We start from the raw sequence: 23,711 nt of genomic DNA, 5'->3' as shown, positions 1-23,711 counted from the left end.
CTGATATATTGATGTCATGAATACGAACCGCACGCCGAACCCGCCCCGCGGCGACGGCCACGCGCACGGTTTCCTCGGCGAGCGCGCCGAACTGGTCAGCGCCCTGCTCGCGCTCACCGTCTACCTCACCGGCCTGATCCTGGAGCTGACCGGCAACGGCGGCCCCGCCACCCTGCCCCTCTTCGTCGCCGCCTACGTCTTCGGCGGGTTCTTCACCCTCCGCGAGGCACTGCTCACCGTCCGGCGCGGCCGCTTCCAGGTCGACTTCCTCATGCTGATCGCCGCGGCGGGCGCCGCGGCCATCGGCAAGTGGGAGGAGGGCGCCGTCCTGCTCGTCCTCTTCAGCCTCGGCCACGCCCTGGAGGGCTACGCGATGGGGCGCGCCCGCAGGTCCATCGAGGCGCTGGGCGAACTGGCACCCCGCAGCGCCCTCGTCCTGCGCGCCGCGACCCCGGTCGAGGTCCCCGTGGAGGAGCTGGTCGTGGGCGACACCGTCCTGGTCCGCCCGCACACCCGGGTCCCCGCCGACGGATTCGTCGCCTCCGGCACCGGCAGCCTCGACCAGTCGGCCATCACCGGCGAGAGCATCCCCGTCGACAAGCAGCCGGTCGCCGACCGCGCCGCGGCCCTCGCGGACCCGGCCGCCGTCGACGCCGGGAGCCGGGTCTTCGCCGGAACGGTCAACGGCGCCGGCGCCCTCGACGTCGTCGTCACCCGCCTCGCCCGCGACAACACCCTCGCCCGGGTGGTGCGCATGGTGCAGGAGGCCGAGGAGCGGACCTCGCCCACCCAGCGCTTCACCGACCGCTTCCAGAAGGTGTTCGTCCCCGGCGTACTGGCCCTGGTCGCGGTACTGCTCGGCATCGGCGCCCTCACCGGCGAACCCTTCGCCGACACCTTCTACCGGGCGATGGCCGTCCTCGTCGCCGCCAGCCCCTGCGCCCTCGCCATCGCGACCCCCGCCGCCGTCCTCAGCGCCGTCGGCCGCGCGGCCCGCGGCGGCGTACTGGTCAAGGGCGGCGCCCCGCTGGAGGAGTTCGGGCGGCTGCGCACCATCGCCTTCGACAAGACCGGCACCCTCACCGAGGGCCGCCCGCGGCTGACCGAGGCCGAGGCCGCCGACGGCGTCGGCCCGCAGGAGCTGCTGCGCACCGCCCTCGCCGTGCAGCGCCTGAGCGACCACCCCCTGGCGCAGGCCGTCGTCCGCGACGCCCCCGCCCTGCTGGGCGCGGCGCCCGCCCGGTCCGCCGAGCCCGCCGCCGTGAACCTGCGCGCCGTCATCGGCCGCGGCGTCACCGCCGAACTCGACGGCGAGGAGGTCCACATCGGCAGCCTGGCCTACGCCGACAGCCTCGCGGGCCCGCCCGTACCGGCCGCGCTGCGCGAGCGCACCAGGCAGCTCGCCGAGAGCGGCCGCACCACCATGCTGGTGCGCCGGGGCGAGCGCTACCTCGGCACGCTCGGCCTGATGGACGCCCCGCGTCCGGACGCCGCCGACACGGTGGCGGAGCTGCGCGGACTCGGCGTGACCCGGATGGTCATGCTCTCCGGAGACGACCAGCGGGTCGCCGACGAGGTGGGCCGCGCGGTCGGCATGGACGAGGTCCGCGGCGGCCTGATGCCGCAGGACAAGGTCACCGAGGTGGCCCGGCTGCGCGCCGCCGAACGGACCGCCATGATCGGCGACGGGGTCAACGACGCACCCGCGATGGCCGGTGCGACGGTGGGCGTGGCGATGGGCGCGGCCGGTTCCGCCGTCGCCCTGGAAACGGCGGACATCGCGCTGATGTCCGACGACCTGCGCCGACTGCCCTTCATCACCGGCCTCAGCCGCCGGGCCGGCCGGATCATCCGGCAGAACCTCTGGCTGAGCCTCGGCATCGTCGCCGTCCTGGTCCCGGCGACCGTCATGGGCATGGGCATCGGCCCGGCGGTCCTGGTCCACGAGGGCTCCACGCTGATCGTCGTGGCCAACGCCCTGCGGCTGCTGCGCTACCCCGACGTCCGCGAAGCGCGGGCCCGCCGGTAGCCGCCGCCCGGTGCCGTGCCGCCCCCCGCCCCCCGCCCGCGGCGGGGGGCGGCACGGCGCGCGGTCTCCCGGCCGCGCCCCGCGGGTGCGCTCGACACCCGCCGGGGCCGTGCACCCGTCAGGCCAGCGCGCGGACCACCGCCCACAGCAGGCGCCCGTTCTCCGGGGCCGCGCCGCCGGGGAAGGCGTACCGGCGCCGCGCGTAGCCGTACGCGAAGCCCTGCCGGGGGTCGGCGAGCGCGAGGGAACCCGCGGCGCCGCTGTGGCCGAAGGCGCCCGCGCCCAGGGCCGGGAAGTTCGGGCCGTAGCTCTGGAAGCCGAGGCCGAAGGCCTTCGCCGTGCCGCTCACGAGGTCCTTGCCCTCGGAGTGGATCCGGGCGAACTCGGCGGCCGTGTCCGGCTTCAGCAGGGGAGCCCGCCCGTCCAGGCCGAAGGCCGCCGCCGCGTACAGCCCCGCCAGGGCGCGCGCCGAGCCGATCCCGCCCGCCGACGCCTGGCCCCCGGCGCGCACGGCACGCGAGTTGGGGAAGTCGTACAGCTCGCCGTTGTCCGGCGCGTGCGCGTTGAAGGCGATCCCGCCCAGGCCGTACGGGCTCGCGGCGGCCGCCTCGATCTCGGCCGCCTGCTCCGGCGTCGGCAGCATCCGCAGCGTGCTCAGGAAGCGCGGCTCCTCGGACTCCGGCAGCCCCAGCCACAGATCGAGACCGTGCGGAGCGCGGATCCGCTCCTCGTACCAGGCCTGGAGCGTGCGCCCGGTGGCCCGGAACACGACCTCGCCGACGAGGGCGCCGATCACGATGGCGTGGTAGCCGAAGAAGCGGCCCGGCTGCCAGAAGGGGCGCTGCCCCGCCAGGCGGGCGGCCAACGCCCGGTCGTCGGCCAGCTCGGCCGCGGTGAAACCGGCGTCCGCGCCGATCACCCCGGACCGATGCGCCAGCAGCTCGCGCAGCGTGACCCCGCCCTTGCCCTCCGCCGCGAAGTCCGGCCAGTACGAGGCGACGGTCCGGTCCAGGTCCAACACGCCGTCCTGCACCAGCAGCGCCGTCACCAGGTACGCCGCGCCCTTGGTGGACGAGAAGACGCCGAGCAGGGAGTCGGCCTCCACCCCCTGCGACCACAGGTCCACGACCCGCTCACCACCCCGGTACACCACCAACTGCGCACCGGGCGCGTGCTCCTCGGCCGCGAGGAAGGCGGCGAACTCCTCGCGCACCCCTTCGAAACCGTCGACCACGGTGCCGTTCACTGCCATGAACCCTCCCGAACCATCCCGTTGACCTCGCAGTCCCGGCAACCCGGCACCCCCCGGCCGGTATTCCCCGCCCCACCGGAGCGTGCTCCCGGCGCCCCGGGACGGACACCCCCCTAGGAGAGGGGGCCGAGACGCCAGCGGACCTCGCCGTCCTGAGCCTCGGCGGTGGGCGCGAGTCCGCAGGCGGCGGCCACGGCCGCCGAGGCGCGGTGGTCCGGGTGGACGTGCGCGACCACGGTGTGCGCGACGGCCGGGCCGACGGAGGGCGCCGTCAGCGCGGCGACCAGCGCGCGCGCCGCCTCCCGGGCGTAGCCGTGCCCCTGCCAGGCGGTCCCGACCACCCAGGCCACCTCCGCCGTGCCGTCCTCGACGGTGGCCTGTACGGTCCCCACCAACTGCCCTCCCGTGTGCGACCGCAGCACCCAGTTGCCCCACAGGACGGCCGGGTCGGGGGAGCCCGCGGCCTGTCGCGCGTAGCGGGCGCGCAGCGCGTCGAGGTCCTCCGGCGCACCGCCGATGAACGCGTGCAGCGCGGGATCGGCCAGTACGTCGACCATCTCCCGCGCGTGTTCGACCGCCAGCGGCACCAGGTCCAGCCGCCGCGCCGGAACCGACCCGGGCAGGGGAGCGGCGGGAGCGGCCCGCGGGCGGACCCGGTCCGCCGCGCCGGGACGCGGGACGCCGTCGACGCTCACGCAGATGCCGTAGACCCGCTCGCGGCCCGTCCAGCCGTTGACGTGGCCGCGGTTGTCGCTGATCCGCACCCGCCCGCGCGCCGGATCCAGCGCCGACACCAGGTGCAGGTGGACGGCGCCGCCGACCCGCGCGAGGACGATGTCGCCGACCTCGATGCGGGAGCGGTCCACCGGCGCCACGACCACCGGATCCCGGTCGTGGACGAGCGGGACCATCGAGGAACCCCTGGGCCGGAACCGCACCGTCTCGCCGCCGTCGACCCGCGCCGCCAGGGCGTCCATCAAGCTCATCCGGCCAGCGTGCACCAGCGCCACCACGGACGGCACCGGATTTTCCGGCGGCGGGCGCCGGGGCGCGCCGTGCTCAGCGCCGCGGCTCCACCTCCAGGAAGCGCCGGCGCCGCGGCCCCCGGTAGAGCAGGCACTCCCAGCCGTGCCGCCCGAGCACCTCGGCGCACGCCGACAGCCGCTCCTCCTCCGCCCCGGCTGCCCCGCCGCCCGGGGGCCCCACCCAACTCACCTCGACCCGCTCCGGGTCCTGCCCGGCCAGGACCCGGTAACCGGTGGCGGCGCGCCCGCCCGCCGCGTCCAGCGCCGACGGCGCGAAGCCGGCGGCCTCCAGTACGAGCGCCACCGCGCGCGGCATCCGCTGCCGCTCCCAGGGCGCGGGCATGGGGAGCGGCAGCGGCCCCTCGACGGCCGCGCCGCCGGACAGGATCCGGCGCATCGTGAGCAGCCCCTCGTAGGCCGTGCGCACCTCCGCGGCCCGTGCCTCCGCGGCCGCCGCGCCATGCGCCGACGGCGGTCCGTCGCCCGTCGCGGGCTCGAAGCCGCCCGGTGCCGCATCCGCCATGGTGTTCCGCCCTCCCGGCCCGCGCCGTCTGAGTACCTCACACCCAACGACCTGAGTACGCCGCCCGATTCCCCGCGCGGCCGGTCCTGCTCGAATGAGGACATGACATCCGACGCCGCCACCCGAAGCCGCCACCCGCACCTGCGGAACGTCACCACCGCCGGGTCCGCCCTCGCCGTGGCCCTGCTCCCGCTGGTGGTGGGCGTGCTGGTGGCCAAGGGGATGGCCGCCGATCCGCACGCCCCGGTGAACGCGCTGATCACCGGCGGCGGGCCGCGCGCGGGGATCCCGCGCGCCGAGTGGCGCCGCCGGGGCCACCACGCCCGCACCACCCTGCGCCGACTGCGCCCGGCGGCCGAGCCCCTGCGCCGCGCCCGCCGACGCCGCACGCAGGAGCCGTCCCGAGCCGTCCCGTGCGCCTCCACGCCGGTGTCCTAGTGCTGCGACCCGGTGGACCTTTCCGGTCACGGCACAAGGCGTCTCGCGGAAACCACGCCCACCTGCGTAAATGCCGCGCCCCGGGCGCTGACGGCGGGTATCGACGCGAAGACCCGTCTGAGTAAGGTGACCATTTGATCGATCATTTATCGCAGCTCGGAGGACCGAAATGGCGGAACAGGGAGAGCGGCAGCGGGTGACCGTGGTCACCGGCGGCAGCCGGGGCATCGGCGCGGCGATCTGCCTGCGGCTCGCGGCCGAGGGTCACGACGTCGCCATCGGTTACCGGTCGGACGCCGAGGCGGCCGAGAGCGTGGTCGAAGGGGTGCGCGCGCTGGGCCGCAAGGCGATCGCCGTCGCGGTCGACACCTCCGACGCGGCGGACGTGGACCGGCTGTTCGACACCGCCGCCGCGCAACTGGGCCCGGTCACCGGGCTGGTCAACAACGCCGGGGTGAGCGGGCCGGTCGGCCCACTGACCAGCGCGGACCCGGAGGGGATGCGGCAGGCCCTGGAGGTCAACATCCTGGGCTACCTGCTGTGCGCCCGCCGTGCCCTCGGCGGCATGACGGCGGGCGGGGCGATCGTGAACATCTCTTCCGCCGCCGCGACCCTCGGCAGCCCCGGTACCTACGTCCACTACGCGGCGGCGAAGGCCGCCGTGGACGCCATGACGGTCGGGCTGTCCAAAGAGGTGGCGGCCGACGGCATCCGGGTCAACTGCGTCGCCCCCGGCACGATCTGGACCGATTTCCACGCCGACCCGCAGCGGCCCGCCAAGATCGCGGCACTCGTCCCCATGGGCCGCGCCGGCCAGCCCGAGGAGATCGCCGGAGCGGTCTCCTGGCTGCTCTCGGACGACGCCTCCTACGCCACCGGCACGGTGATGAGGATCGCCGGCGGGGTTTGAGCACGAGCGGGTACGCCGCCTCGGGACAGGACCGACGCCATTGTGCCCGGCGGCGACTTGGGTGCCTCTTCAGCTGTGATCAAGGAGTAGGACCTAAGCCGTTCGGGGTACGGGTCGTACCTCCCGATCGGCAGGTACGGCTCGATGAACTCCCACTCCGGATCGGCTAGTTGCACCCGCGTCATGCGAGAAGATCTACCGATCCAGGCCCCCGCGGCGAGGCCGATTCCCGAAGATTGATCACCACTCGATACGCGGCCCGGGCCCCCGGAGGGAAGTGGCTAGGCGGTATCGGGTCGTTCGAGGTCGCGCAGCCAGGCCGTGGCCTCGGCCTGGCTGCGCAGGCGGACCACGTGCAGCGGGGCGAAGCGGGGGTCGGCCGCGCGGCGGGCGATCTCCGCGCGCCGGGCGGCGTAGCGCGACCACGCCCACCACACCGGATGGTCGGCCTGCAACCAGCCGAGCCAGCCCTCGACGTTGCCCCCGAAGACCCGCTCGCGACGCACGGTCCTGCGCAGCGAACGGCGCAGCACCCGCCACATGACCACCCGGCGCGGGTGGTCCAGCCAGACGATCGTGTCGGCCCGCTCCCACAACAGGTCACGGACGGCCCGATAGCCGAGCGAGTCGAAGATCCACGCGTCCCGCTCGGCGAGGCGGGCCGTGTCCCGCACGAAGGTCTCGTTCACGCCCCACCGCGGCCCGGTGAAGTACAGCGCGTCCATCTCGTGGTGCGGCACCGCGAGACGTCGGCTCAGCGCCGCCGCCAGGGTCGACTTTCCGGCCCCGCTGATCCCGACCACCAGAATGCGTCTCATCCCGGCAGCCTACGCACCGCGCTCCCGCGGGCCCCGACCGGTCGGGCGATCGGCTCCTGGAGCTCGGTGACCCACTGGCTCCGGTCGGGCGGGCACGCGAGCGTCACCTCGCGGGCGTAGCCGACCGACCGCAGGTCCCGGGCGTCGAGCCAGCGCGCCAGCGCCTGCGAGGCGGGCAGTACGTCGTCCATCGCGCCCCGGTGCACCACGGTGGCCGCGCGCTCCACGGCCGCGAGGACGACGATCCGCACCCGCCCGCCCAGGTCCTCGGCGCGGACCCCGGACGCCACGGGCAGCGCCGCGTGCACCAGGATCGCCCCGGCGTCCTGGTCCGGCGCGTCCTCGTAGTAGGCGAGGCCGGGACCGGTGGGCGTCACCCGGGCCGCGTCCGCCCGGGCGCAGAGGTCGTCGAACAGCGGCCCGATCACCGGCCCGATGTCCTGCGGCGCGTAACTCGCCGCGATCGCCGTCAGCTCGGCCACGCGCACGGCCGGCAGGCTCTTGATCACGATGTCGTCGGTGGACATGGTGCCCTCGCTCTCGATGGTCCGGAGCCTCGTCTCGACCTGGGCCAGCCGGTCCGCCGCGGCGGCCACGGCGCTCTCCAGCTCCGTACGGCGCAGCCGCAGCATGCCGCGCAGCTCCCGGGGATCCAGGCGCTCGTCGAGGATCGAGCCCACCTGCTGGAGGCTGAAGCCGAGGTCCTTGAGCGCGATGATCCGGTTGAGCCGCGAGAGCTGGGCCGCCTCGTAGTGGCGGTACCCGCTGCGGGGGTCGACACGTGCGGGGTGCAGCAGACCGATGGCGTCGTAGTGACGCAGCATGCGGACCGACACCCGGCCGTGCTTGGCGAAGTCTCCGATGGTGAACATGACGTCTTCCAGTGCAAGGGCTGACACGGGGGGAGGGTCAAGTCCATTGTCGCGAGCGGCCGCGCCCCGCCGCCCCGCGGGGTCGCGGGTGGTTCAGCGCACGCGGTTCATTCGCCGAACCGGCCCACGCACAGGTCCACGACGGAGGGCGGAAGCGTGCCGTCGGCGGCCGAGCACAGGTCGTCCATCTCCTGCTGCCCGCTCACCCGGGCGGGCGGTGGGGCCGCGTACCGGCGGGGGTGGGACGGCGCGGGCTTGCGCGGGGACGTGCGCCGGGGCGCCGACGGCTGCATCGCCCGTTCCCCGGCCCGGCGTTCCTCCCCGGACCCGGACCCGGACCCGGACCCGAGGTCCGCGAGGTCGGCCCCGGGCGTGGGGCTGGCGGACGGCGGCGCGGGGCCGTCGGCGCCGGTGCCCGTGTGGCCGCGGGTGGCGGTGTGCGCGCCGGGGGCGCTCCGGACGTTCGGCGCCGGGTCCGGCACCACGAAGAGCGGGCCGGGGGGCGCCCCGGAGGGCGAGGATCCGGTCCGGCCGCCGCGTGCGGGCGCGGAGGCGTCGGCGGACGGTGCGGCGGGGCGGGAGGAGGACGGGGCCTGGGCGCCGTCACCGTCACCGACGGAGGAGCATCCGGTGCCCGCGAGGAGCACGACGAGGGACAGGGGGACGGCCCGGCGCAACTGCATCCCTCCACCATGCCGCACGCACGTCCCGGACGCGGGGGTCCCGTACCGCTTACGGGTGACGACCCGTCGGCGTCGTGGCGGCCACCGGCCCCCGGGCCCGGCCGGGGCGGCCCACCGGCGCGCCGCACGAGGGGACACGTCGGGCGGATCGCCGATTCACGGACATCGGGCTTGACCCGGGTGCCTTCGGGAGGAAAGAGTGCGCCCGACCAAGAACCACCGCACGGGGCGCACTTCGGGTATCGGCACGACGCCGCCACCGGGGTCCGAAGAGCCGGGCGGGGGCCGGTTCCGCACCGCCGCACCGGTCCCCGTCCCTTCCCGCGGGTCGGGGCGGGCGTTTCCGGCCGGGTGAAGTGTCATGTTCCGGCCCCGCCGTGGGGACGGCGCCGGGTTCGCGCTACTTTGACCCCAGGGGCCACCCCCTGACCGTTGGCCCTGCCTGGAGACGACCGTGCCCCACCACCCCGACGAGAACGGCCCCGACTTCGACGACCGGCTCCTCGTGCGCCCCTACGTCGACCGCGGCGGGAGCCCCTCCCGCCGCACGGGCACCCCGCTCCGGCCGCAGCCCGGCCCGGTCGCCGCCCCCTCGGACACCTGGGCCGACCAGGGGCCCCGTCCCGAGGCGGCCGCAGCGCCCGCTCCCGGCGCGACCCCCTTCCCGACGGACGTCACCGCCCCGGTCCCCGTCGATCCGGTCCCCGCCGGTCCGGCCGCCGTCGGTCCGGTCCCCGTCGATCCGGCCCGGGTCCCGGTACCGCCCGCGCCCGGACGGCGCGAACGCGGCACCCGCTACTCGTTGGTGGCCCTCGGCCTCCTCGCGCTGCTCACCGCCGCCACCCTGCTCGCCCTGCTCGACTCCCCGCCGGACGATCCGCCGCGCCCGGTCAGACCGCCCGAGGTGCCCGGCCCCGGTCTGCTGGCCCGCAGTCCGGGCGCCGGAGAACCCGACGCGTCCTCGACCGGCTCCGCACGCCCCTCCGCGTCCGCCCCGCCGAGTTCCGCCCCGTCCGGTTCCGCGAGCCCGGCGCCGAGCCGCTCGGTGCGGCCGGAGCAGTCCGTCGCGCCGCAGCGCACCCCGACCCCGGCGGCCGGCGGAGTCCTGCGGCCCGGAGACACCGGAGCCGAGGTGCGCGCCCTCCAGGAACGGCTCTTCGCGCAGGGGTTCACGTACGTCTCCCTCACCGGCGTCTACGACGACCCGACCCGGCGCGGGGTCGGCCAGTTCCAGAGCGACCGCGGCCTGACCGGTGACCCCAAGGGCATCTACGGCGCCGAGACCCGCGCCGCGATGGGCGGCTGATTCCCCCCTCCGGGGGAGCCTCGAACTCCCCCGGCCGACGCGGGGAGGCGCCCCCCCCGGGCGAGGCCGCATTTCCAGCCCCGCCGGCGTGTGAGACGCCCCCTGAGGGCAGGTCGGAGACCGGCAGGACGCGGGTCGGATCCCGTCCGCCCGGCGGCGGGCGGGCTCAGCGGCCGCCGGCGACGCGCAGGATCGTGCCCGTCGTGTACGACGCCTCGTCCGACAGCAGCCAGGCGATGGCCGCGGCGACCTCCGCGGGCTGCCCGGGGCGGCCGAGGGGGATCCCGGGACCCGAGCGGGCCGCGCGGTCCGGGTCGCCCATGGCCGCGTGCATGTCGGTGTCGATGATTCCGGGTGCCACGGCGTTCACCCGGATCCCGTCCGCGCCGAGTTCCTTGGACAGGCCCACGGTCAGGGTGTCGGTGCCCGCCTTCCCGGCCGCGTAGTGGACGTAGTCCCCGGGCGCCCCGAGGGTCGCGGCGGCCGAGGACACGTTGACGATCGCCCCGCCGCCCGAGGCGGCCATGTCACGGGCGGCCCGGCGGCAGCACAGCAAGTACCCGAGCAGGTTCACGTCCAGGACCCGGCGCAGGTCCGCGGTGCGGGCGTCCGCGAGCCGACCCAGCGGACCCGTCACCCCGGCGTTGTTGACCAGCCCGGTCACCGTGCCGAGTTCGGCCCGCGCGCGGTCGAACAGCCGCTCCACGTCGGCCTCCTCGGAGGTGTCCACGCGCACCGTCACGCACGCCGCGCCCAGCGCCCGCACCTCGGCCGCGACGCCCTCCGCGGCCGCGGAGTCGCTGACGTACCCGAGGGCCAGGCGGTGCCCGGCGGCGGCCAGGCGCAGGCAGGTCGCCGCGCCGATCCCCCTGCTGCCGCCGGTGACCACGGTGACCGGAACGGTCGGTCCTGCGCCCATGTGCTGCCTCCCACGTGTCGTCCCCGGCGGTAGTCCGGGCCGCTGCCCGGCAACGGCCGGTGAGCCGCCGGTCCGAGGTCCGGAGCCTCCATGATCACCCGCTGCCGACCGCGTGCGGTCATCGGCCACCCGTCAACGGCGGCCAGGTTTCGTCACATCGGGGTTCACTCCATAGGGTGAAGCCATGTCCGACGAGTCCCCCCTGATCCGGAGCCTGCGCACAGCGGTCGCCGCCGCGCCCGACGACGTTCCCCTGCGCCTGCACCTCGCCGAGATGCTGCTCGCGGCGGGCCGGGCCGACGACGCCGTGGCCGAGGCGGCCGTCGCCCTCCAGTACGCCCCCGCGGACGCCGACGCCCGCGCCCTGATGCTCCGTGCGATGGGCCTGCCCCCGGCCGGATCCGCGCCCGCACCCGCCGCACCGGCCCCCGCCGCACCGGCCCCTCCCGCACCGGCCCCCGCCACCCCCGCGGCCGGACCGCCCGCCGCCCCCGGCTTCGACTGGGCCGCGGCGGAGCAGGAACTCGACGGCGTCGTCGGTCCCCGCTTCGTGGCCCCCTCCGAGGACGCCGAGGGCGCCCGCGAACGCCCCCTCACCAGCGAGGGCACGGGCGAGGACGGCGACGCGGCCGACTCGCCCTGGGAGGTCGACGCGCCCGGGACCGTGCGCCTCGCCGACGTCGGCGGCATGCAGGAGGTCAAGGACCGCCTCGAAGCGGCCTTCCTCGCCCCCATGCGCAACCCCGAGCTGCGCAAGCTCTACGGCAAGAGCCTGCGCGGCGGCCTGCTCCTCTACGGCCCGCCCGGTTGCGGCAAGACCTTCATCGCACGCGCCGTCGCGGGCGAACTCGGCGCGAGCTTCATGTCCATCTCCCTCTCCGACATCCTCGACATGTGGATCGGCCGGTCCGAGAAGAACGTCCACGACATCTTCGAGACCGCCCGCCGACAGGCACCCTGCGTGGTCTTCCTGGACGAACTGGACGCGCTGGGCGCCAAGCGCAGCCGGACCGCCCACAGCGGTCTGCGCAACGTCGTGAACCAGCTGCTCACCGAGCTTGACGGGGTCGGCAGCGGCGCCCACGAAGGCGTCTTCGTCCTCGCGGCCACCAACGTCCCCTGGGACGTGGACATCGCCCTGCGCCGCCCCGGGCGGCTCGACCGGACCCTGCTCGTGCTGCCCCCGGACGCAGCCGCCCGCGAGGCGATCCTCCACTACCACCTGCGCGAGCGCCCCATCGAGGCCGTCGACCTGGGCAAACTCGCCAAGGCCACCGAGGACTTCTCGGGCGCGGACCTCGCCCACGTCTGCGAGAGCGCCGCCGAGACGGCCCTGCTCGACTCCGCCCGCACCGGCACCGTCCGCATGATCGGGATGAAGGACCTGCTCTCCGCCGCGAAGCAGATCCGCCCCTCCAGCGAGCCCTGGTTCGCCTCCGCCCGCAACGTGGCCATGTTCGCCAACGACGGCGGCATGTACGACGACCTGCTCGCCTACCTGAAGAAGAAGCGGAAGCTGTGACCGGAGAGCACACCCGCCCTGCGCACGGGACGCGCGACCCGCTCGTCGAACAGGGCGTGGCCCTCGTCGACGCGGGCCGCGCCGACCGGGCGCTGGAGGTGCTCGGGCGACGCCTGGCCGAAGATCCGGAGGACCTCCACGCCCGGGTCTGGTTCGCCCGCGCGCACTTCCAACTCCGGGACTACCAGGCCGCCTACGCGGCCGCCGCCGACGTGCTCGTCCGCGACCCCGAGCACTACGACGCCCACTTCGTCCGCTCCTTCTGCCTGCGCCGCGTCGGCCGCTACGCGGACGCCCTCGACGTGATGGAGCAGGCCGTCCGGATCGACCCGGACAACTGGCTCGCCCGCACCGCGCGCGCCGAACTGCTCATGCTCGTCGACCCCCGGCGTCCCGACGAGGCCTGGGAGGAGGCGCGGGCCGCCGCCCGGCTGGGCCCCGAGGAACGGTACGTCTGCGAGGTGCTGCTCTACGTCGCCACCGAGACGGGACGCGAGGAGGCCGCCGAGCAGGCCCGCCGGACCCTGCTCGGGATGGACCCGGCCAACACCTTCGCCGTGCCCTACCTCGCGCGCCGCGAGGCCGACAGGCCCGGGACCAGCGCGGCGCGCGCCGCCGACACCTTCGCCGCAGCGCTGGCCGCCGTACCGGGCTCGGCCGACCTGCGCGCGGGACTCGACGCCGCCGTCTACCGCATGCTGCGCGGCACCCGGTGGCTCGCCCTCGCCTGCCTGGCCGTCGCCGCGGTCGCCCTGGACGTCTTCCCCACCGAGGGCGAGGAGCCCAAGGCCCTGCCCCTGCCGATCGGCATGCGGCTGTGGGCGCTCGTCCTCATGAGCGCCGTCTGGGGCTTCGGGGCCTGGCGCCGCTACCGGCGCATGCGGGTGGGCGCGCGCCTGAGCGTGCGCCCGCTGATCGCCCGTGAACCGTGGGCCCGGGTGGTGCTGGCCCAGGCGGCCTGGGCCACGCTCGCGGCCGTGCTCCTCGCGGTCGTCCCCTGGACCGAAAGGGGCGTCCCGCAGCTGGTGTTCTGGACCGGTCTCGTCCCGGCCCTGGCGACCGTGGTCCACGACCGGAAGAAGATCGGATGAGCACCGAACCGTCCCGCCCGGAGCGCGTCGACACCGGTGGCCTCGACCGGGCCGAGGCCCTGCACGACCTCGGACGCTTCGAGCAGGCCGCGGCGCTCGCCGGTATCCACCTGGCCGAACACCCGGACGACGCCGGGGCGTTGATCCTCCTCGCGCGCTGCCGCCGCTCGCTCGGCGACCCGTCCGGGGCGTTGGAGAGCGTCGACGAGGCCCTGCGCGTCGCGCCCGAGAACCTCTACGCCTGGCTGGTCCGGGTCGACGTCCTCGGCAAGCTGGGCCGCTTCGCCGAGGCCGAAGCGGCCGCGCGCCGCTGCGTCGAGATCGGCCCGCTCTTCTGGGGCAGCCACCACTGCCTCGCGGTCGTCCTGGAGCAGAGCGGCCAACGCAACCGGCGCACCGAGGCGTACGTCGCCGCCCGGCGGGCCACCGAGCTGGAACCCGAGGCGGCCGCGGCCCACTTCATGGTCGGGCTGCTCGCCCACCGCCTCGGCGACCGGGCCACCGCCCGGCTGGCGTACGAGACCGCCCTGCGCCTCGATCCGGAGAACAGCGAGGCCCACAACAACCTGGCCACGCTGCACATGCGGCGCAGCTGGTTCAGCCGCGCCGCGTGGACCCGCGCGGCCGAGGGCTTCGTCGACTCGGCCGCCCTCGACCTGGAGGACCGCCACGCCCGGTTCAACCTGGAGGCCATGGCCTGGGGGGTCGCGGCCGGCGCGCGCTGGCCCGCCCTGGTCGGATTCGTGCTCTCCCTCGGCTGCCGGGCCCCCGAGGGCACGGACGGTGCCACCCGGGCCGCCGTCACCGCCGTCGGGGCGGTGCTGATCGTCGGGCTGTGGGCGGGCTGGGTGCTGTGGCAGCGCGGGAAGATCTCGCCGCGGCTGCGTCGGCCGATGCTGCTCACCGCGCGCGGCTGCCCCCCGGTCGTGGCGATGGCGGTGGCCGTGGCGTCGATGGCGCTCGGTTCGGTGGCCGTCCTGGCGCTGCCGGTGCTCGGCGCCGGGCTCGTCGGCTGGCTGGCCGTGCCGATCTTCTGGGGGCTGATCCTCACGTACTGGATCAGCCGCGCCGCGCTGAACCGGCGCGCGCCCTCCCGGCGCGGGCGGTAGGACGACCCGGCGCGGGCGCTAGGACGACCGGGCGCGGGCCTCGGGGCGCCCGAGCCCGGGCCGTGGGACGACCAAGATCGAGTCGACACGGCTCGACGGAGGTCCGTAGCATCGAACCCGCGTCAATCGCCCCATAGTGGGTGTTTTTGCTCCACATGGGAGAGTCCGTCACCACGGGAGTCCAATGTGAACGCAGCAACGACCTACCTGCGCGGCCCGCGCGGCCCGCACGGCCGAAGCGGTCGCCGGGTCCGGATGGCGGCCGTCGGCGCCCTCTCCGCGGCCCTGCTCGCGGCCGGAGCCGCCGGTACCTTCGCCTCCGCCGCCGCGACCCCGAAGCCGAAGCCGAGCCCCTCCGCCTCCGCCTCCGCATCCGCCTCCGTGACGCTCACGGCCACGCCGACCACGGTGAAGGCGGGCGACAAGGTGACCTTCACCGGCCGGACCAAGGGCGTGCCGATCGGTACGAAGGTGGTGCTCCAGCACAAGTACGGCGCCAAGTGGACGACGCTGCGGGCGAGCACGACCGTCAAGCAGGGAAGCAGCTTCTCGCTGGACAACGCGTTCCGGGACAAGGGCAAGGAACAACTGCGGGTGATGGTCGGCGATGCCGTGTCGCCCACCGTGGACGTGACCGTGAACTGACGCTCGCGCAGCGCCGGTTCACCACCGTTGACAGGCTCCGCCGCGGCCCGGGATCATCTGGGAGAGCGCTCTCCCGCTCTCTCGGATGATCCGGACGAAGGGGCCCGCATGCGCGGCGGTGGTGGCGGCATTGACGACGAGGAACGGCTCGCGACCCGGCCGGGGCGGCCGCCCACCGGATCGGACCTGCCCGCCGCGGTGCGCCCGCCCGGCCCGGTGGACCCGCCGGATCCGGTGGACCTGCTGGACGTCGACGGCCAGGTGCGGCTGCTGACCGGCGCGGACACCTGGCGCACGGTCGCCGAACCGGCCGTCGGACTCCGGCGGATCGTCTTCTCCGACGGCCCGGCCGGGGTGCGCGGACCCGGCTGGGACGAGCGCGACACCTCGGCCCTGCTCCCCTCGGCGAGCGCGCTCGCCGCGCTCTGGGACGAGGACCGGGTGCACCGCCTCGGCGTGCTCCTGGGCGACGAGGCCCGGCGCAAGGGCGTCGACGTCCTGCTCGCCCCCACCCTCAACCTGCACCGCAGCCCCCTCGCCGGCCGCCACTTCGAGTGCTTCTCCGAGGACCCGCTGCTCGCCGGACGCACCGGAGCCGCGCTGATCCGCGGCATCCAGTCGCGCGGGGTCGCCGCCACCGCGAAGCACTACGTCGCCAACGACTCCGAGACCGACCGGCTGACCCTGGACGCCCGGATCGACGAGCGGGTGCTGCGCGAGCTGTACCTCGCCCCCTTCGAGGCCGCCGTACGGGCCGGTGTGTGGCTGGTGATGTCGGCCTACAACGCGGTCAACGGCGCGACCATGACCGAGAGTCCGCTCCTGGCCGAACCCTTGAAGGGGGAGTGGGAGTTCGACGGCGCCGTCGTCTCCGACTGGGGCGCCGTCCGCTCGACGGCCGCCGCCGGGTCCGCGGCGCAGGACCTCGCCATGCCGGGCCCGTCCGGTCCCTGGGGGCGGGCGTTGGCCGACGCGGTCCGCTCGGGGACGGTGCCGGCGGAGGCCGTGGCGGACAAGACCCGCCGCCTGCTGCGGCTCGCGGCCCGGGTGGGCGCCCTGACCGCACCCGAAGGCCGGGGCGGCGCACCCGCCCCGGCGGTGGAGCTTCCCGCCGCCCCCGGCGACACCGCCGCGGTGCTGCGCGACGCGGTGGCCGCCGGCGCCGTGCTGCTGGAGAACCGGGGGGTGCTGCCGCTCGCCGCGGACCGACTGCGCGGCCTCGCGGTCATCGGCGCGCACGCCGGGCGCCCGCGGGCCCAAGGGGGCGGCAGCGCCGAGGTGTTCCCGCACTCCGTGGTCACTCCGCTGGACGGCATCCGGGCCGCGCTGCCCGCCGGGGTACGGGTCCTGCACGCCCCCGGCCCGGCCCTGCACGACGCGGAACCGCTGCCCGTCGCCGGGGGGCTCTCCCGCGACCCGCGGACGGGCGAACCGGGGGTGCGGCTGCGCGTCCTGGACGTCCGGGGGGCCGTCCTGCACTCCCTGGGCCTGCCCTCGGGGCGGGTGCTGGAGCCCGAACTGCCCCCCGGATCCGACACCGTCGAGCTGGTCGGCGTACTCCGTCCCTCCGTGAGCGGCACCTGGACGCTGGGCCTGGGCGGCTTCGGGCGGATGCGGCTGACCGTGGACGGCGAGGTGGTGCTCGACGGGGAGTTCCCGGCCGAGACGGACGACCCGGCCGTCGTGCACGTACGGCCCCCGCTGCGCACCGTCCGGGTGCACCTCGTGGCGGGCCGGGAGGTACGGGTGTGCGCCCGCCGTCGACTGGCGCCGGGAACCGGCCGGGCCACCGTCCTGGCGGCCGCGCCGCCCGACCCGGACCCGGCCGAGGCCCTCGCCGAAGCGGTGGCGGCGGCCCGCGCGGCCGACGCCGCGGTCGTCGTCGTCGGCACCACCGACGGCAGCGAGTGCGAGGGGCACGACCGCACCGACCTGCGCCTGCCCGCGCCCCAGGACGAGTTGGTGCGCGCGGTGCTGCGCGCCAACCCGCGCACGGCGGTCGTCGTCCAGGCGGGCGGCCCCGTCGAGCTGCCCTGGCGCGCGGACGCCGGTGCCGTCCTGCTGTCCTGGTTCCCGGGGCAGGAGGCCGGCAGCGGACTCGCGGACGTCCTCTTCGGCCACCGCGAACCGGGCGGCCGCCTCCCGACCACCTGGCCGGACGTCCTCGCGGACGCCCCCGTCCGCACCACCCGCCCCGCCCCGGACGGTCGGCTGGCGCACCCCGAGGGCCTGCACATCGGCCACCGCGCCTGGCTGCGCACGGGCCGCGCGCCCGCGTACTGGTTCGGGCACGGACTCGGCTACACCACCTGGGACTTCGAGACCCTGACCCGGCTCCCCGGCGACCGAGGCGCCCCCGTCACCGAGTTCGCGGTGGTCCTGCGCAACACCGGTGCGCGCAGCGGCCGCCAGCTGGTGCAGCTGTACCTCGGCCGACCCGACTCGGCGGTGGAGCGCCCGGTGCGCTGGCTCGCGGGCTGGGCCGCGGTCGAGGCCGGGCCGGGGGAGCGCGCGACGGCGGTCGTACGGGTCCCCGCGCGCGCCCTGCAGTACTGGTCCCCGGAGGCGGCGACGTGGGTGACGGAACCGGGCCGGTACGAGGTCCTTGCCGGACCGACGGCGGGATACCTCCCGCTCCGGGCGGTGCTGGAGGCGTGACGCGCGGCGGGGCGCGGGGTCGGTGGTGCGCGGACCGTACGCCGGGGCGCGGGGTCGGCCGCCCGTGGGCCGCGGATAGGGTGCCGCCATGGATACGGAGCGGGACGCGGGCGGGACCGGCGGCGCGGAGGTCGGGGCGGGCGCGGCGCCCACGCTGGAGGACGTCGCACGGGCCGCCGGGGTGTCCCGCGCGACGGTGTCGCGCGTGGTCAACGGCGTCCGCAACGTGGATCCCGCGATCCGGCGGGCCGTGCGGAGCGCGGTGGACGCCACCGGGTACGTGCCGAACCGGGCCGCCCGCTCCCTGGTGACCCGGCGGGCCGGGGCGGTCGCGCTGGTGGTCTCGGGGGCGGGCGCGGACGACGCGGGCGGCTTCGCGGCCCGCGTCTTCCAAGACCCCTTCTTCGGCCGGGTGGTCAGCGGTGTGGTCGGCGCGCTGCGCCCGCGCGGGGTGCATCCGCTGCTGATGTGCGTGGAAACGGACGCGGAGCGCACCGAGTTGCTCGCCCACCTCGCCCAAGGCGGCGCGGACGGAGCCTTGTTGGTCTCCACCCATCCGCACGACCCGCTGCCGGGGTTGCTGGCGCGGGCCGGACTGCCGGCGGTGCTGTTCGCCCGGCCCGAGCCGGACGTGCCGTTGCCGTCGGTGGACCTGCGGCACCGGGACGGGGGCGCGCTCGCGGCGCGGCACCTGCTCGCCGGTGGCCGCCGCCGCGTCGCGGTCATCGCGGGGCCCGGCGACGTACCGGCGAGCCGGGAGCGGGTGGCGGGCTGCGCGCGGGCCCTGGCGGAGGCCGGGCGGCAGCCGCTCGCCGTCGCCGAGGCCGACTTCACGGTCGAGGGGGGCGAGCGGGCCGTCCTGCGGCTGCTCGCCGAACACCCGGACCTGGACGCGGTGTTCGCGGCCAACGACCTGATGGCCCAAGGGGCGTGCCTGGTGCTGCGCGAGCACGGGCGCCGGATCCCGGACGACGTGGCGGTGGTCGGCTTCGACGACTCCAGCGCGGCCACCGCCTGCCGCCCGCGCCTGACGACCGTGCGGCAGCCGGTGGAGGACATGGCGGCGGAGATGGTGCGGCTGCTGCTCGACGGCCCCGGCGCGGGCGGGGGAGCCCCCGAAGCCCACGTCGCCGGTACTCCCGGGGGGCCGGTCCTGTTCGCACCGGAGCTGATCGTCCGGGATTCGGCCTGATCCGGCGCCGCGGGGATCGTCGCCGCGGGCCGCGCACGGTCGGTCGGCCTCCCGGGCGATAGCCCGTCCGGGTGGTGCCGTGTCGTTCGTCCGGAGTGCGGGGGCGGTCCCGGTGGCCGACGGGGGCCCGGGCCGTGAAGGGTGTGTGCCGCGGCCCGCCACGGTCCGCGCTCCGCCGAGGAAGGGACCGGGACATGGACAAGGGACGGCTGCGCGCGTACGCGACGGCCGGGCTGGCGGCGGCACTGTTGAGCGCCGCACCGCTCGCTGCCTCGACCGCGCGGCTACATGATCCCCTCGCCCTCGGCGAGGCCGCGACCGACTGCCGCTGGGAACCCAACGCCTTCGATCCGCAGGCGCCGTGGGTGTGCGTCCCGGTCGGCGCCGTTCAGTAGCGGCGCGGCGCGTCACGGCGCGGCACACGACGACGCGCCCCGCCTGGCGCGGGACGCGTCGTCGTGTCACGTGGTGGTGCGCGCCCAGGGCGAAGGGGGCGAACTAGTTGCCGATGCCCGCGGTGCCGAGGCCGGAGTTGCCGATGCCGTGGCTGCCGACCCCGGTGTTCTCGATGCCCGCGTTGCCCAGGCCCGCGTTGGCGATGCCGGCGTTGCCCAGCCCCCAGTTCACGATGCCCGCGTTGCCGACGCCGTGGTTGGCCACCCCGGCGTTGCCCACGCCGTGGTTGCCGATACCGGCGTTGCCCACACCGTCGGCGCAGGCCGCCCCGGCGCCGACACCGGCCAGGAGCGCCGCGGTGCCGAGCGTGACGGCCGCGCGGAGAAGAGTCGTACGCATCGTTACATGCCTCTCGCTTAACGGATATGTGCGGTTATATCCATAACATGCGCGTGAGGTGGATCTGGGGAGATATGCCCGAGTCCGGCGCGTCCTTGCCCCGGTCCGCTGATCGGGTCGGCGGGTGCGCTGCGCGTGGCGGGCGTCGTTGACCGCCGGTCGGACCGCCGGTCGATACGATTCCCGCGAGCCGGGCGACCGCGACCGGACGCGTCGATCGGTCCGCTGCCCGCGGGCGCCGCGCCGGCGGCCCGGCCGCGGACACCGAGGGAGCCCGCGCATGGAATCCGAGCCGGTGCCCCGGGTGCCCGCTCCCGCGCGCCGCGGGGTGCTGCACGTGCTGGGCGACCTGCTGTTCCCGCCCGGCCCCGGTGGCGCGGGGAACCCGCACGGGGCGCTGCCCCCGCTGCTGATCGTGCTGACCTTCGTCAGCGGACTGGTCGACGCGGTCGGCTTCCTCGGCCTCGACCACGTATTCGTCGCGAACATGACCGGGAACGTCGCCTTCCTCGGCTTCGCCCTCGCCGGGTACGGCGCACTGTCGGCCGGGGCCTCGGCACTGGCCCTGGGGGCCTTCCTCGCCGGGGCGCTGATCGCCGGGCGGCTGCGGCGCCGGGAGCGGCCCGCGGGCCCGGCGGGGCCGCTGGTGGCCGTTCAGGCGGCCCTGGTGGGCGCGGCGCTGGCCACCCGGGAGGGCGGCGGCGGGCCGCTCGCGGTCATCGCCCTGCTGGCCCTCGGCATGGGCCTGCAGAACGGCGTCGTGCACCGGCTCGCCGTGCCCGATCTGACCACCACCGTCGTCACCCGGGCGCTGGCCGGTCTCGCGGTGGACCGCTGGGGGCCGGCCTCGGTGCGCCGACTGGTCACCGTGGTGACCCTGCTCGCCGGTGCGCTGACCGGCGGCGCGCTCACCCTCGGCCACGGGCCGCGCCCGGCGCTGGTGCTGGCGCTCGTGCTGCTCCTGGCCGTCGCCCTGGCGGCGGCCCGCGCCGCCGGACCCCGGCCGGACCCGGCGGCGTAGGGCCCGGCCGGGCGGGGCCGGGCCGCCCCGACCGTGGCGGCGGGCCCGCGTGCGGCGCCGGGGCGCACGGTCGTGGCCGTGGGGCGCTTCAGCGGCCCGCCGCCCCGCCGCGGGTGGCCAGGGAGGCGTGCCAGCCGGGGGGTTCCGTCACGGGGGCCGGGACGGGGCGGCGGCCGCCCGTGGTGAAGAACGCCGAGAGCGGGAGGGTGGCGGCGCCCACCGTGACCGCGTCCGGGCCGAGCGAGCCCAGGTCGATGCTGACCCGGTCGGCGGGGTGGCGCAGCGAGTAGCGCCGGGCGTGCGCGCGGACCGACGGCAGGATGTGCGGACCCAGCATCAGCCCGGCCCAGCCGCCGATCAGGATCCGCTCGGGCTGGAAGAGGTTGATGAGGTCGGAGAGCCCGGCGCCCAGGTACTCGGCCGTCTCCTCCAGCACCTCCACCGCCACCGGGTCCCCGGCGACGCCGTGCGCCAGCAGCACCGCGAGGGCCTCCTCCTCGTCCTGGACCTCACCGGCGCTCCCGCCCCGCTCGGCCCACCTGGCCAGCAGCGACTCGGCCCCGGTGTACGCCTCCAGGCAGCCCAGGGCGCCGCACCGGCAGCGCCTGCCGCGCACCGACACCGTCAGGTGGCCCCACTCCAGCGGGGTGCCGTCGGTGGACCCGCCCTCCGGGGAGCCGTCGGTGACCAGGCTGGCGCCCACGCCGGAGCCGAACAGGACGACGACCGCCTCGCGGGCGCCGCGCCCCGCCCCGAACCACATCTCCGCCTGCCCGAGGGTGCGGGCGCCGTTGTCGATGAGGTACGGGACCTCCTCGGGCAGGGCCCCGGTGGCGCGCAGCAGGGCCTCCAGCGGGACCGCGTCCCAGCCGATGGTCTGGCCGTGCACTACGGTCCCGCCGGGGGCGTCGCGCTCGACGATGCCGGGGACGCCGATGCCGACGCCCAGCAGCCGGTCCGTACCGACGCCCGCCTCGGCGAGGACGGCGGCGATGCCGGTGCGGATGTGGTCGACGATGGGCCCGACGTCGTAGCAGCCGCGCGGCTGCAAGGGGAGTTCCGTGCGGGCGAGTTCGGTGAGGGTCAGGTCGAACAGCTCGACGCGGACCCGGGTCTCGCCGACGTCGACGCCGATCATGTGGGCGCTGCCGGGGGCCACCCGCAGCAGGGTGCGCGGCCGACCGCCGTCGGAGTCGACGATCCCCGCCTCCTCCAGGAGGCCGTCGGCGACCAGTTCGCCGACCACGTTGCTGACGGATCCGGAGCTGAGCCCGGTGACGGGGCCCAACTCCTGGCGGCTCATGGGTCCGCCGAAGTACAACCGCTGCAGCACGGCGCTGCGGTTGCCGCGCCGCAGGTCCCGCACCGTACGTCCGTGACTGCCCGTCATGTGGCTCCTTCCGCCCTGACAACGATTCGCAACATACCCTTGCGCGACCCCTTGACGCGACCCTTTCCCGAGGCTTAACTCACGTCCTAAATTAAGGCCTGGAAGTAACGGGGCGGCCGAAAGGCGGCACCCGACCTCCCTCCCGGCCGCTCGCCCGACCCTGTTGAAAGGGGCCGATCCGCCATGCGCAGAACCCGAGCCGCGGCCGCCGTCGTGGTCACCGCCTCCCTGCTCGCCGCCGCCACCGCCTGCGGCGGTGGTTCCACCGGCGACGAGGGCGGTTCCAACGCCGCCCCCAAGGAACTCACCTACTGGGCCTCCAACCAGGGCCCCGACATCGCGGCGGACCAGGCGACCCTCGGGCCGGAGCTGAAGAAGTTCGAGGAGCAGACCGGCATCAAGGTCAAGCTGGAGGTCGTCCCCTGGGCCGACCTGCTCAACCGCATCCTGGCGGCCACCGCCTCCGGCCAGGGCCCCGACGTCCTCAACATCGGCAACACCTGGTCCTCCTCGCTCCAGGCCACCGGCGCGCTCCTGCCCTGGAACGCCAAGAACTTCGACGCCATCGGCGGCCGCGACCGCTTCGTCGAATCCGCCATCGGCTCCGCGGGCGCCAAGGGCCAGGACCCGGCCGCCGTCCCGCTGTACTCCATGTCCTACGCGCTCTACTACAACAAGAAGATGTTCAAGGACGCGGGCATCGACAAGCCGCCGGCGACCTGGGACGAGATGGTCACCACCGGCCAGAAGCTGTCCAAGGACGGCAAGTGGGCGCTCGGCGCGGAAGGTTCGAACCTCTCGAACAACATCCACCAGGCCTACGTCCTCTCCCGCCAGCACGGCGCCGAGTTCTTCGACGCGGCGGGCAAGCCCACCTTCGACACCCCGGCCAACGTCGAGGCCGTCAAGCAGTACGTCGACCTGATGGCCAAGGACAAGATCATCGCGCCCGGCAACGCCGAGTACGACAAGAACCAGTCCCTCCAGGACTTCGCCAACGGCAAGACCGCCATGGTCCTGTGGCAGAGCGCGGCCAGCAGCTTCAAGGCCCACGGGATGAAGGAGGGCGACTGGGGAGTGGCCCCCGTCCCCGTGCCCGCGGGCGGCACCCCCGGCCAGGGCAAGAACATCAACTCGATGGTCGCGGGCATCAACATGGCCGTCTTCAAGAACACCGACAACATCGACGGCGCGCTGAAGTTCGTGAAGTTCATGACCAGCGACGAGGAGCAGAAGCTGCTCAACAAGACCTACGGGTCGATCCCGCCGGTCAAGGCCGCCCAGCAGGACCAGGCCTTCGCCACCGAGGACCTCACCGTCCTGCGCACCACACTCGGCACCAGCGCCGCTCCGCTCCCGCAGGTCCCCGAGGAGTCCCAGTTCGAGACGGCGGTCGGCACCGCGGTCAAGGAACTCTTCGCCGACGCCGCGGCCGGTCGCGCCGTGACCACCGAATCCGTGAAGGCCAAGCTGTCCAAGGCCCAGCAGCAGATGGCGAAGTGAGCCCCTCCCC

At 75.6% G+C, this 23,711-nt stretch carries 22 protein-coding genes; 13 read left to right on the top strand and 9 right to left on the bottom strand.

The genetic code is table 11. The features are described from left to right. The first annotated feature begins 16 nt into the window (after window positions 1–16). A complete protein-coding gene (locus tag ACFWAR_RS19980; RefSeq protein WP_385778894.1) occupies window positions 17–2,029 on the top strand; it encodes a heavy metal translocating P-type ATPase in 2,013 nt (670 codons plus the stop codon). Between the two features lie 118 nt (window positions 2,030–2,147). On the opposite strand, the gene ACFWAR_RS19975 is transcribed toward ACFWAR_RS19980, so the two are convergent. The 3 genes from ACFWAR_RS19975 to ACFWAR_RS19965 all read right to left on the bottom strand — a co-directional run bounded on the left by ACFWAR_RS19975 (window position 2,148) and on the right by ACFWAR_RS19965 (window position 4,829). Continuing rightward, on the bottom strand, window positions 2,148–3,281 hold the full coding sequence (locus ACFWAR_RS19975) for a serine hydrolase domain-containing protein (RefSeq protein WP_385778892.1): 1,134 nt from the start codon (window positions 3,279–3,281) through the stop codon (window positions 2,148–2,150). Window positions 3,282–3,394: 113 nt separating this feature from the next. Further along, the gene (locus ACFWAR_RS19970) at window positions 3,395–3,904 is read right to left on the bottom strand and encodes a GNAT family N-acetyltransferase (protein ID WP_385778962.1); all 510 of its coding nucleotides are present in this window, start codon (window positions 3,902–3,904) and stop codon (window positions 3,395–3,397) included. Window positions 3,905–4,340: 436 nt separating this feature from the next. After that, complete coding sequence (locus ACFWAR_RS19965; protein WP_385778890.1) at window positions 4,341–4,829, bottom strand: hypothetical protein; 489 nt, start codon at window positions 4,827–4,829, stop codon at window positions 4,341–4,343. Between the two features lie 102 nt (window positions 4,830–4,931). Here ACFWAR_RS19965 and ACFWAR_RS19960 point away from each other — a divergent pair, with 102 nt between their 5' ends. Beyond that, window positions 4,932–5,267, top strand: coding sequence for a hypothetical protein (locus ACFWAR_RS19960; protein WP_385778888.1), 336 nt, complete (start codon window positions 4,932–4,934; stop codon window positions 5,265–5,267). Between the two features lie 169 nt (window positions 5,268–5,436). Further along, window positions 5,437–6,177 (top strand): SDR family NAD(P)-dependent oxidoreductase, encoded by a 741-nt coding sequence (locus tag ACFWAR_RS19955; RefSeq protein WP_385778886.1) that lies wholly within the window; start codon window positions 5,437–5,439, stop codon window positions 6,175–6,177. A 281-nt stretch (window positions 6,178–6,458) separates the two neighbouring features. Here ACFWAR_RS19955 and ACFWAR_RS19950 read toward each other — a convergent pair whose 3' ends face one another. The 3 genes from ACFWAR_RS19950 to ACFWAR_RS19940 all read right to left on the bottom strand — a co-directional run bounded on the left by ACFWAR_RS19950 (window position 6,459) and on the right by ACFWAR_RS19940 (window position 8,550). Beyond that, window positions 6,459–6,995 carry an AAA family ATPase gene (locus ACFWAR_RS19950; protein WP_385778884.1) on the bottom strand — a complete coding sequence of 179 codons (537 nt, stop codon included), beginning with the start codon at window positions 6,993–6,995 and terminating at the stop codon, window positions 6,459–6,461. After that, window positions 6,992–7,867 carry a MerR family transcriptional regulator gene (locus tag ACFWAR_RS19945; protein WP_385778960.1) on the bottom strand — a complete coding sequence of 292 codons (876 nt, stop codon included), beginning with the start codon at window positions 7,865–7,867 and terminating at the stop codon, window positions 6,992–6,994. Before ACFWAR_RS19945 ends, ACFWAR_RS19950 begins: the two co-directional genes overlap by 4 nt. A gap of 107 nt (window positions 7,868–7,974) precedes the next feature. Continuing rightward, window positions 7,975–8,550 (bottom strand): hypothetical protein, encoded by a 576-nt coding sequence (locus ACFWAR_RS19940; protein ID WP_385778882.1) that lies wholly within the window; start codon window positions 8,548–8,550, stop codon window positions 7,975–7,977. A 454-nt stretch (window positions 8,551–9,004) separates the two neighbouring features. Between ACFWAR_RS19940 and ACFWAR_RS19935 the strand changes: the two genes are divergently transcribed. After that, the gene (locus tag ACFWAR_RS19935) at window positions 9,005–9,856 is read left to right on the top strand and encodes a peptidoglycan-binding protein (RefSeq protein WP_385778880.1); all 852 of its coding nucleotides are present in this window, start codon (window positions 9,005–9,007) and stop codon (window positions 9,854–9,856) included. A gap of 166 nt (window positions 9,857–10,022) precedes the next feature. On the opposite strand, the gene ACFWAR_RS19930 is transcribed toward ACFWAR_RS19935, so the two are convergent. Beyond that, window positions 10,023–10,775: an SDR family NAD(P)-dependent oxidoreductase gene (locus ACFWAR_RS19930; RefSeq protein ID WP_385778878.1), complete on the bottom strand. Its 753-nt coding sequence runs from the start codon at window positions 10,773–10,775 to the stop codon at window positions 10,023–10,025. Between the two features lie 184 nt (window positions 10,776–10,959). On the opposite strand from ACFWAR_RS19930, the gene ACFWAR_RS19925 reads away from it, so the two are divergent. From ACFWAR_RS19925 to ACFWAR_RS19895, 7 genes are all read left to right on the top strand, one after another. Then, on the top strand, window positions 10,960–12,297 hold the full coding sequence (locus ACFWAR_RS19925) for a tetratricopeptide repeat protein (protein ID WP_385778876.1): 1,338 nt from the start codon (window positions 10,960–10,962) through the stop codon (window positions 12,295–12,297). Then, complete coding sequence (locus ACFWAR_RS19920; protein WP_385778874.1) at window positions 12,294–13,388, top strand: tetratricopeptide repeat protein; 1,095 nt, start codon at window positions 12,294–12,296, stop codon at window positions 13,386–13,388. Before ACFWAR_RS19925 ends, ACFWAR_RS19920 begins: the two co-directional genes overlap by 4 nt. Beyond that, window positions 13,385–14,497 (top strand): tetratricopeptide repeat protein, encoded by a 1,113-nt coding sequence (locus tag ACFWAR_RS19915; protein ID WP_385778872.1) that lies wholly within the window; start codon window positions 13,385–13,387, stop codon window positions 14,495–14,497. The genes ACFWAR_RS19920 and ACFWAR_RS19915 overlap by 4 nt, the downstream gene beginning before the upstream one ends. A gap of 186 nt (window positions 14,498–14,683) precedes the next feature. Beyond that, a complete protein-coding gene (locus ACFWAR_RS19910) occupies window positions 14,684–15,142 on the top strand; it encodes a hypothetical protein (RefSeq protein WP_385778870.1) in 459 nt (152 codons plus the stop codon). 108 nt (window positions 15,143–15,250) lie between these two features. Further along, window positions 15,251–17,800 (top strand): glycoside hydrolase family 3 protein, encoded by a 2,550-nt coding sequence (locus tag ACFWAR_RS19905; protein ID WP_385778868.1) that lies wholly within the window; start codon window positions 15,251–15,253, stop codon window positions 17,798–17,800. An 88-nt stretch (window positions 17,801–17,888) separates the two neighbouring features. After that, window positions 17,889–18,992: a LacI family DNA-binding transcriptional regulator gene (locus ACFWAR_RS19900; RefSeq protein ID WP_385778866.1), complete on the top strand. Its 1,104-nt coding sequence runs from the start codon at window positions 17,889–17,891 to the stop codon at window positions 18,990–18,992. A gap of 194 nt (window positions 18,993–19,186) precedes the next feature. After that, window positions 19,187–19,387, top strand: a complete 201-nt coding sequence (locus ACFWAR_RS19895; protein ID WP_385778864.1) for a hypothetical protein — start codon at window positions 19,187–19,189, stop codon at window positions 19,385–19,387. A 103-nt stretch (window positions 19,388–19,490) separates the two neighbouring features. Here the strand turns inward: ACFWAR_RS19895 and ACFWAR_RS19890 are convergent, their stop codons facing one another. Continuing rightward, complete coding sequence (locus ACFWAR_RS19890) at window positions 19,491–19,787, bottom strand: hypothetical protein (protein ID WP_385778862.1); 297 nt, start codon at window positions 19,785–19,787, stop codon at window positions 19,491–19,493. Window positions 19,788–20,067: 280 nt separating this feature from the next. Between ACFWAR_RS19890 and ACFWAR_RS19885 the strand changes: the two genes are divergently transcribed. Further along, window positions 20,068–20,808: a YoaK family protein gene (locus tag ACFWAR_RS19885; protein ID WP_385778860.1), complete on the top strand. Its 741-nt coding sequence runs from the start codon at window positions 20,068–20,070 to the stop codon at window positions 20,806–20,808. An 88-nt stretch (window positions 20,809–20,896) separates the two neighbouring features. Here ACFWAR_RS19885 and ACFWAR_RS19880 read toward each other — a convergent pair whose 3' ends face one another. Further along, entirely contained in the window at window positions 20,897–22,198 is a 1,302-nt protein-coding gene (locus ACFWAR_RS19880; RefSeq protein ID WP_385778858.1) for an ROK family protein, read from the bottom strand. Between the two features lie 183 nt (window positions 22,199–22,381). Here ACFWAR_RS19880 and ACFWAR_RS19875 point away from each other — a divergent pair, with 183 nt between their 5' ends. Then, the gene (locus ACFWAR_RS19875) at window positions 22,382–23,701 is read left to right on the top strand and encodes an ABC transporter substrate-binding protein (protein ID WP_385778857.1); all 1,320 of its coding nucleotides are present in this window, start codon (window positions 22,382–22,384) and stop codon (window positions 23,699–23,701) included. Window positions 23,702–23,711 lie beyond the last annotated feature (10 nt).

The organism is Streptomyces sp. NPDC059917, assembly GCF_042730635.1.
GTDB lineage: Bacteria > Actinomycetota > Actinomycetes > Streptomycetales > Streptomycetaceae > Streptomyces.
The sequence above is the reverse complement of the archived record's forward strand: the minus strand, read 5'-3'. Positions and strand labels throughout refer to the sequence as shown.

Excerpts from the sequence above, each read along its gene's own strand:
- ACFWAR_RS19940 (WP_385778882.1), bottom strand. The coding sequence starts at position 8,550 with ATGCAGTTGCGCCGGGCCGTCCCCCTGTCCCTCGTCGTGCTCCTCGCG.
- ACFWAR_RS19955 (WP_385778886.1), top strand. The coding sequence starts at position 5,437 with ATGGCGGAACAGGGAGAGCGGCAGCGGGTGACCGTGGTCACCGGCGGC.
- ACFWAR_RS19900 (WP_385778866.1), top strand. The coding sequence starts at position 17,889 with ATGGATACGGAGCGGGACGCGGGCGGGACCGGCGGCGCGGAGGTCGGG.
- ACFWAR_RS19925 (WP_385778876.1), top strand. The coding sequence starts at position 10,960 with ATGTCCGACGAGTCCCCCCTGATCCGGAGCCTGCGCACAGCGGTCGCC.
- ACFWAR_RS19975 (WP_385778892.1), bottom strand. The coding sequence starts at position 3,281 with ATGGCAGTGAACGGCACCGTGGTCGACGGTTTCGAAGGGGTGCGCGAG.
- ACFWAR_RS19905 (WP_385778868.1), top strand. The coding sequence starts at position 15,251 with ATGCGCGGCGGTGGTGGCGGCATTGACGACGAGGAACGGCTCGCGACC.
- ACFWAR_RS19875 (WP_385778857.1), top strand. The coding sequence starts at position 22,382 with ATGCGCAGAACCCGAGCCGCGGCCGCCGTCGTGGTCACCGCCTCCCTG.
- ACFWAR_RS19965 (WP_385778890.1), bottom strand. The coding sequence starts at position 4,829 with ATGGCGGATGCGGCACCGGGCGGCTTCGAGCCCGCGACGGGCGACGGA.
- ACFWAR_RS19880 (WP_385778858.1), bottom strand. The coding sequence starts at position 22,198 with ATGACGGGCAGTCACGGACGTACGGTGCGGGACCTGCGGCGCGGCAAC.
- ACFWAR_RS19945 (WP_385778960.1), bottom strand. The coding sequence starts at position 7,867 with ATGTTCACCATCGGAGACTTCGCCAAGCACGGCCGGGTGTCGGTCCGC.
- ACFWAR_RS19895 (WP_385778864.1), top strand. The coding sequence starts at position 19,187 with ATGGACAAGGGACGGCTGCGCGCGTACGCGACGGCCGGGCTGGCGGCG.
- ACFWAR_RS19885 (WP_385778860.1), top strand. The coding sequence starts at position 20,068 with ATGGAATCCGAGCCGGTGCCCCGGGTGCCCGCTCCCGCGCGCCGCGGG.
- ACFWAR_RS19980 (WP_385778894.1), top strand. The coding sequence starts at position 17 with ATGAATACGAACCGCACGCCGAACCCGCCCCGCGGCGACGGCCACGCG.
- ACFWAR_RS19890 (WP_385778862.1), bottom strand. The coding sequence starts at position 19,787 with ATGCGTACGACTCTTCTCCGCGCGGCCGTCACGCTCGGCACCGCGGCG.
- ACFWAR_RS19950 (WP_385778884.1), bottom strand. The coding sequence starts at position 6,995 with ATGAGACGCATTCTGGTGGTCGGGATCAGCGGGGCCGGAAAGTCGACC.
- ACFWAR_RS19930 (WP_385778878.1), bottom strand. The coding sequence starts at position 10,775 with ATGGGCGCAGGACCGACCGTTCCGGTCACCGTGGTCACCGGCGGCAGC.
- ACFWAR_RS19915 (WP_385778872.1), top strand. The coding sequence starts at position 13,385 with ATGAGCACCGAACCGTCCCGCCCGGAGCGCGTCGACACCGGTGGCCTC.
- ACFWAR_RS19960 (WP_385778888.1), top strand. The coding sequence starts at position 4,932 with ATGACATCCGACGCCGCCACCCGAAGCCGCCACCCGCACCTGCGGAAC.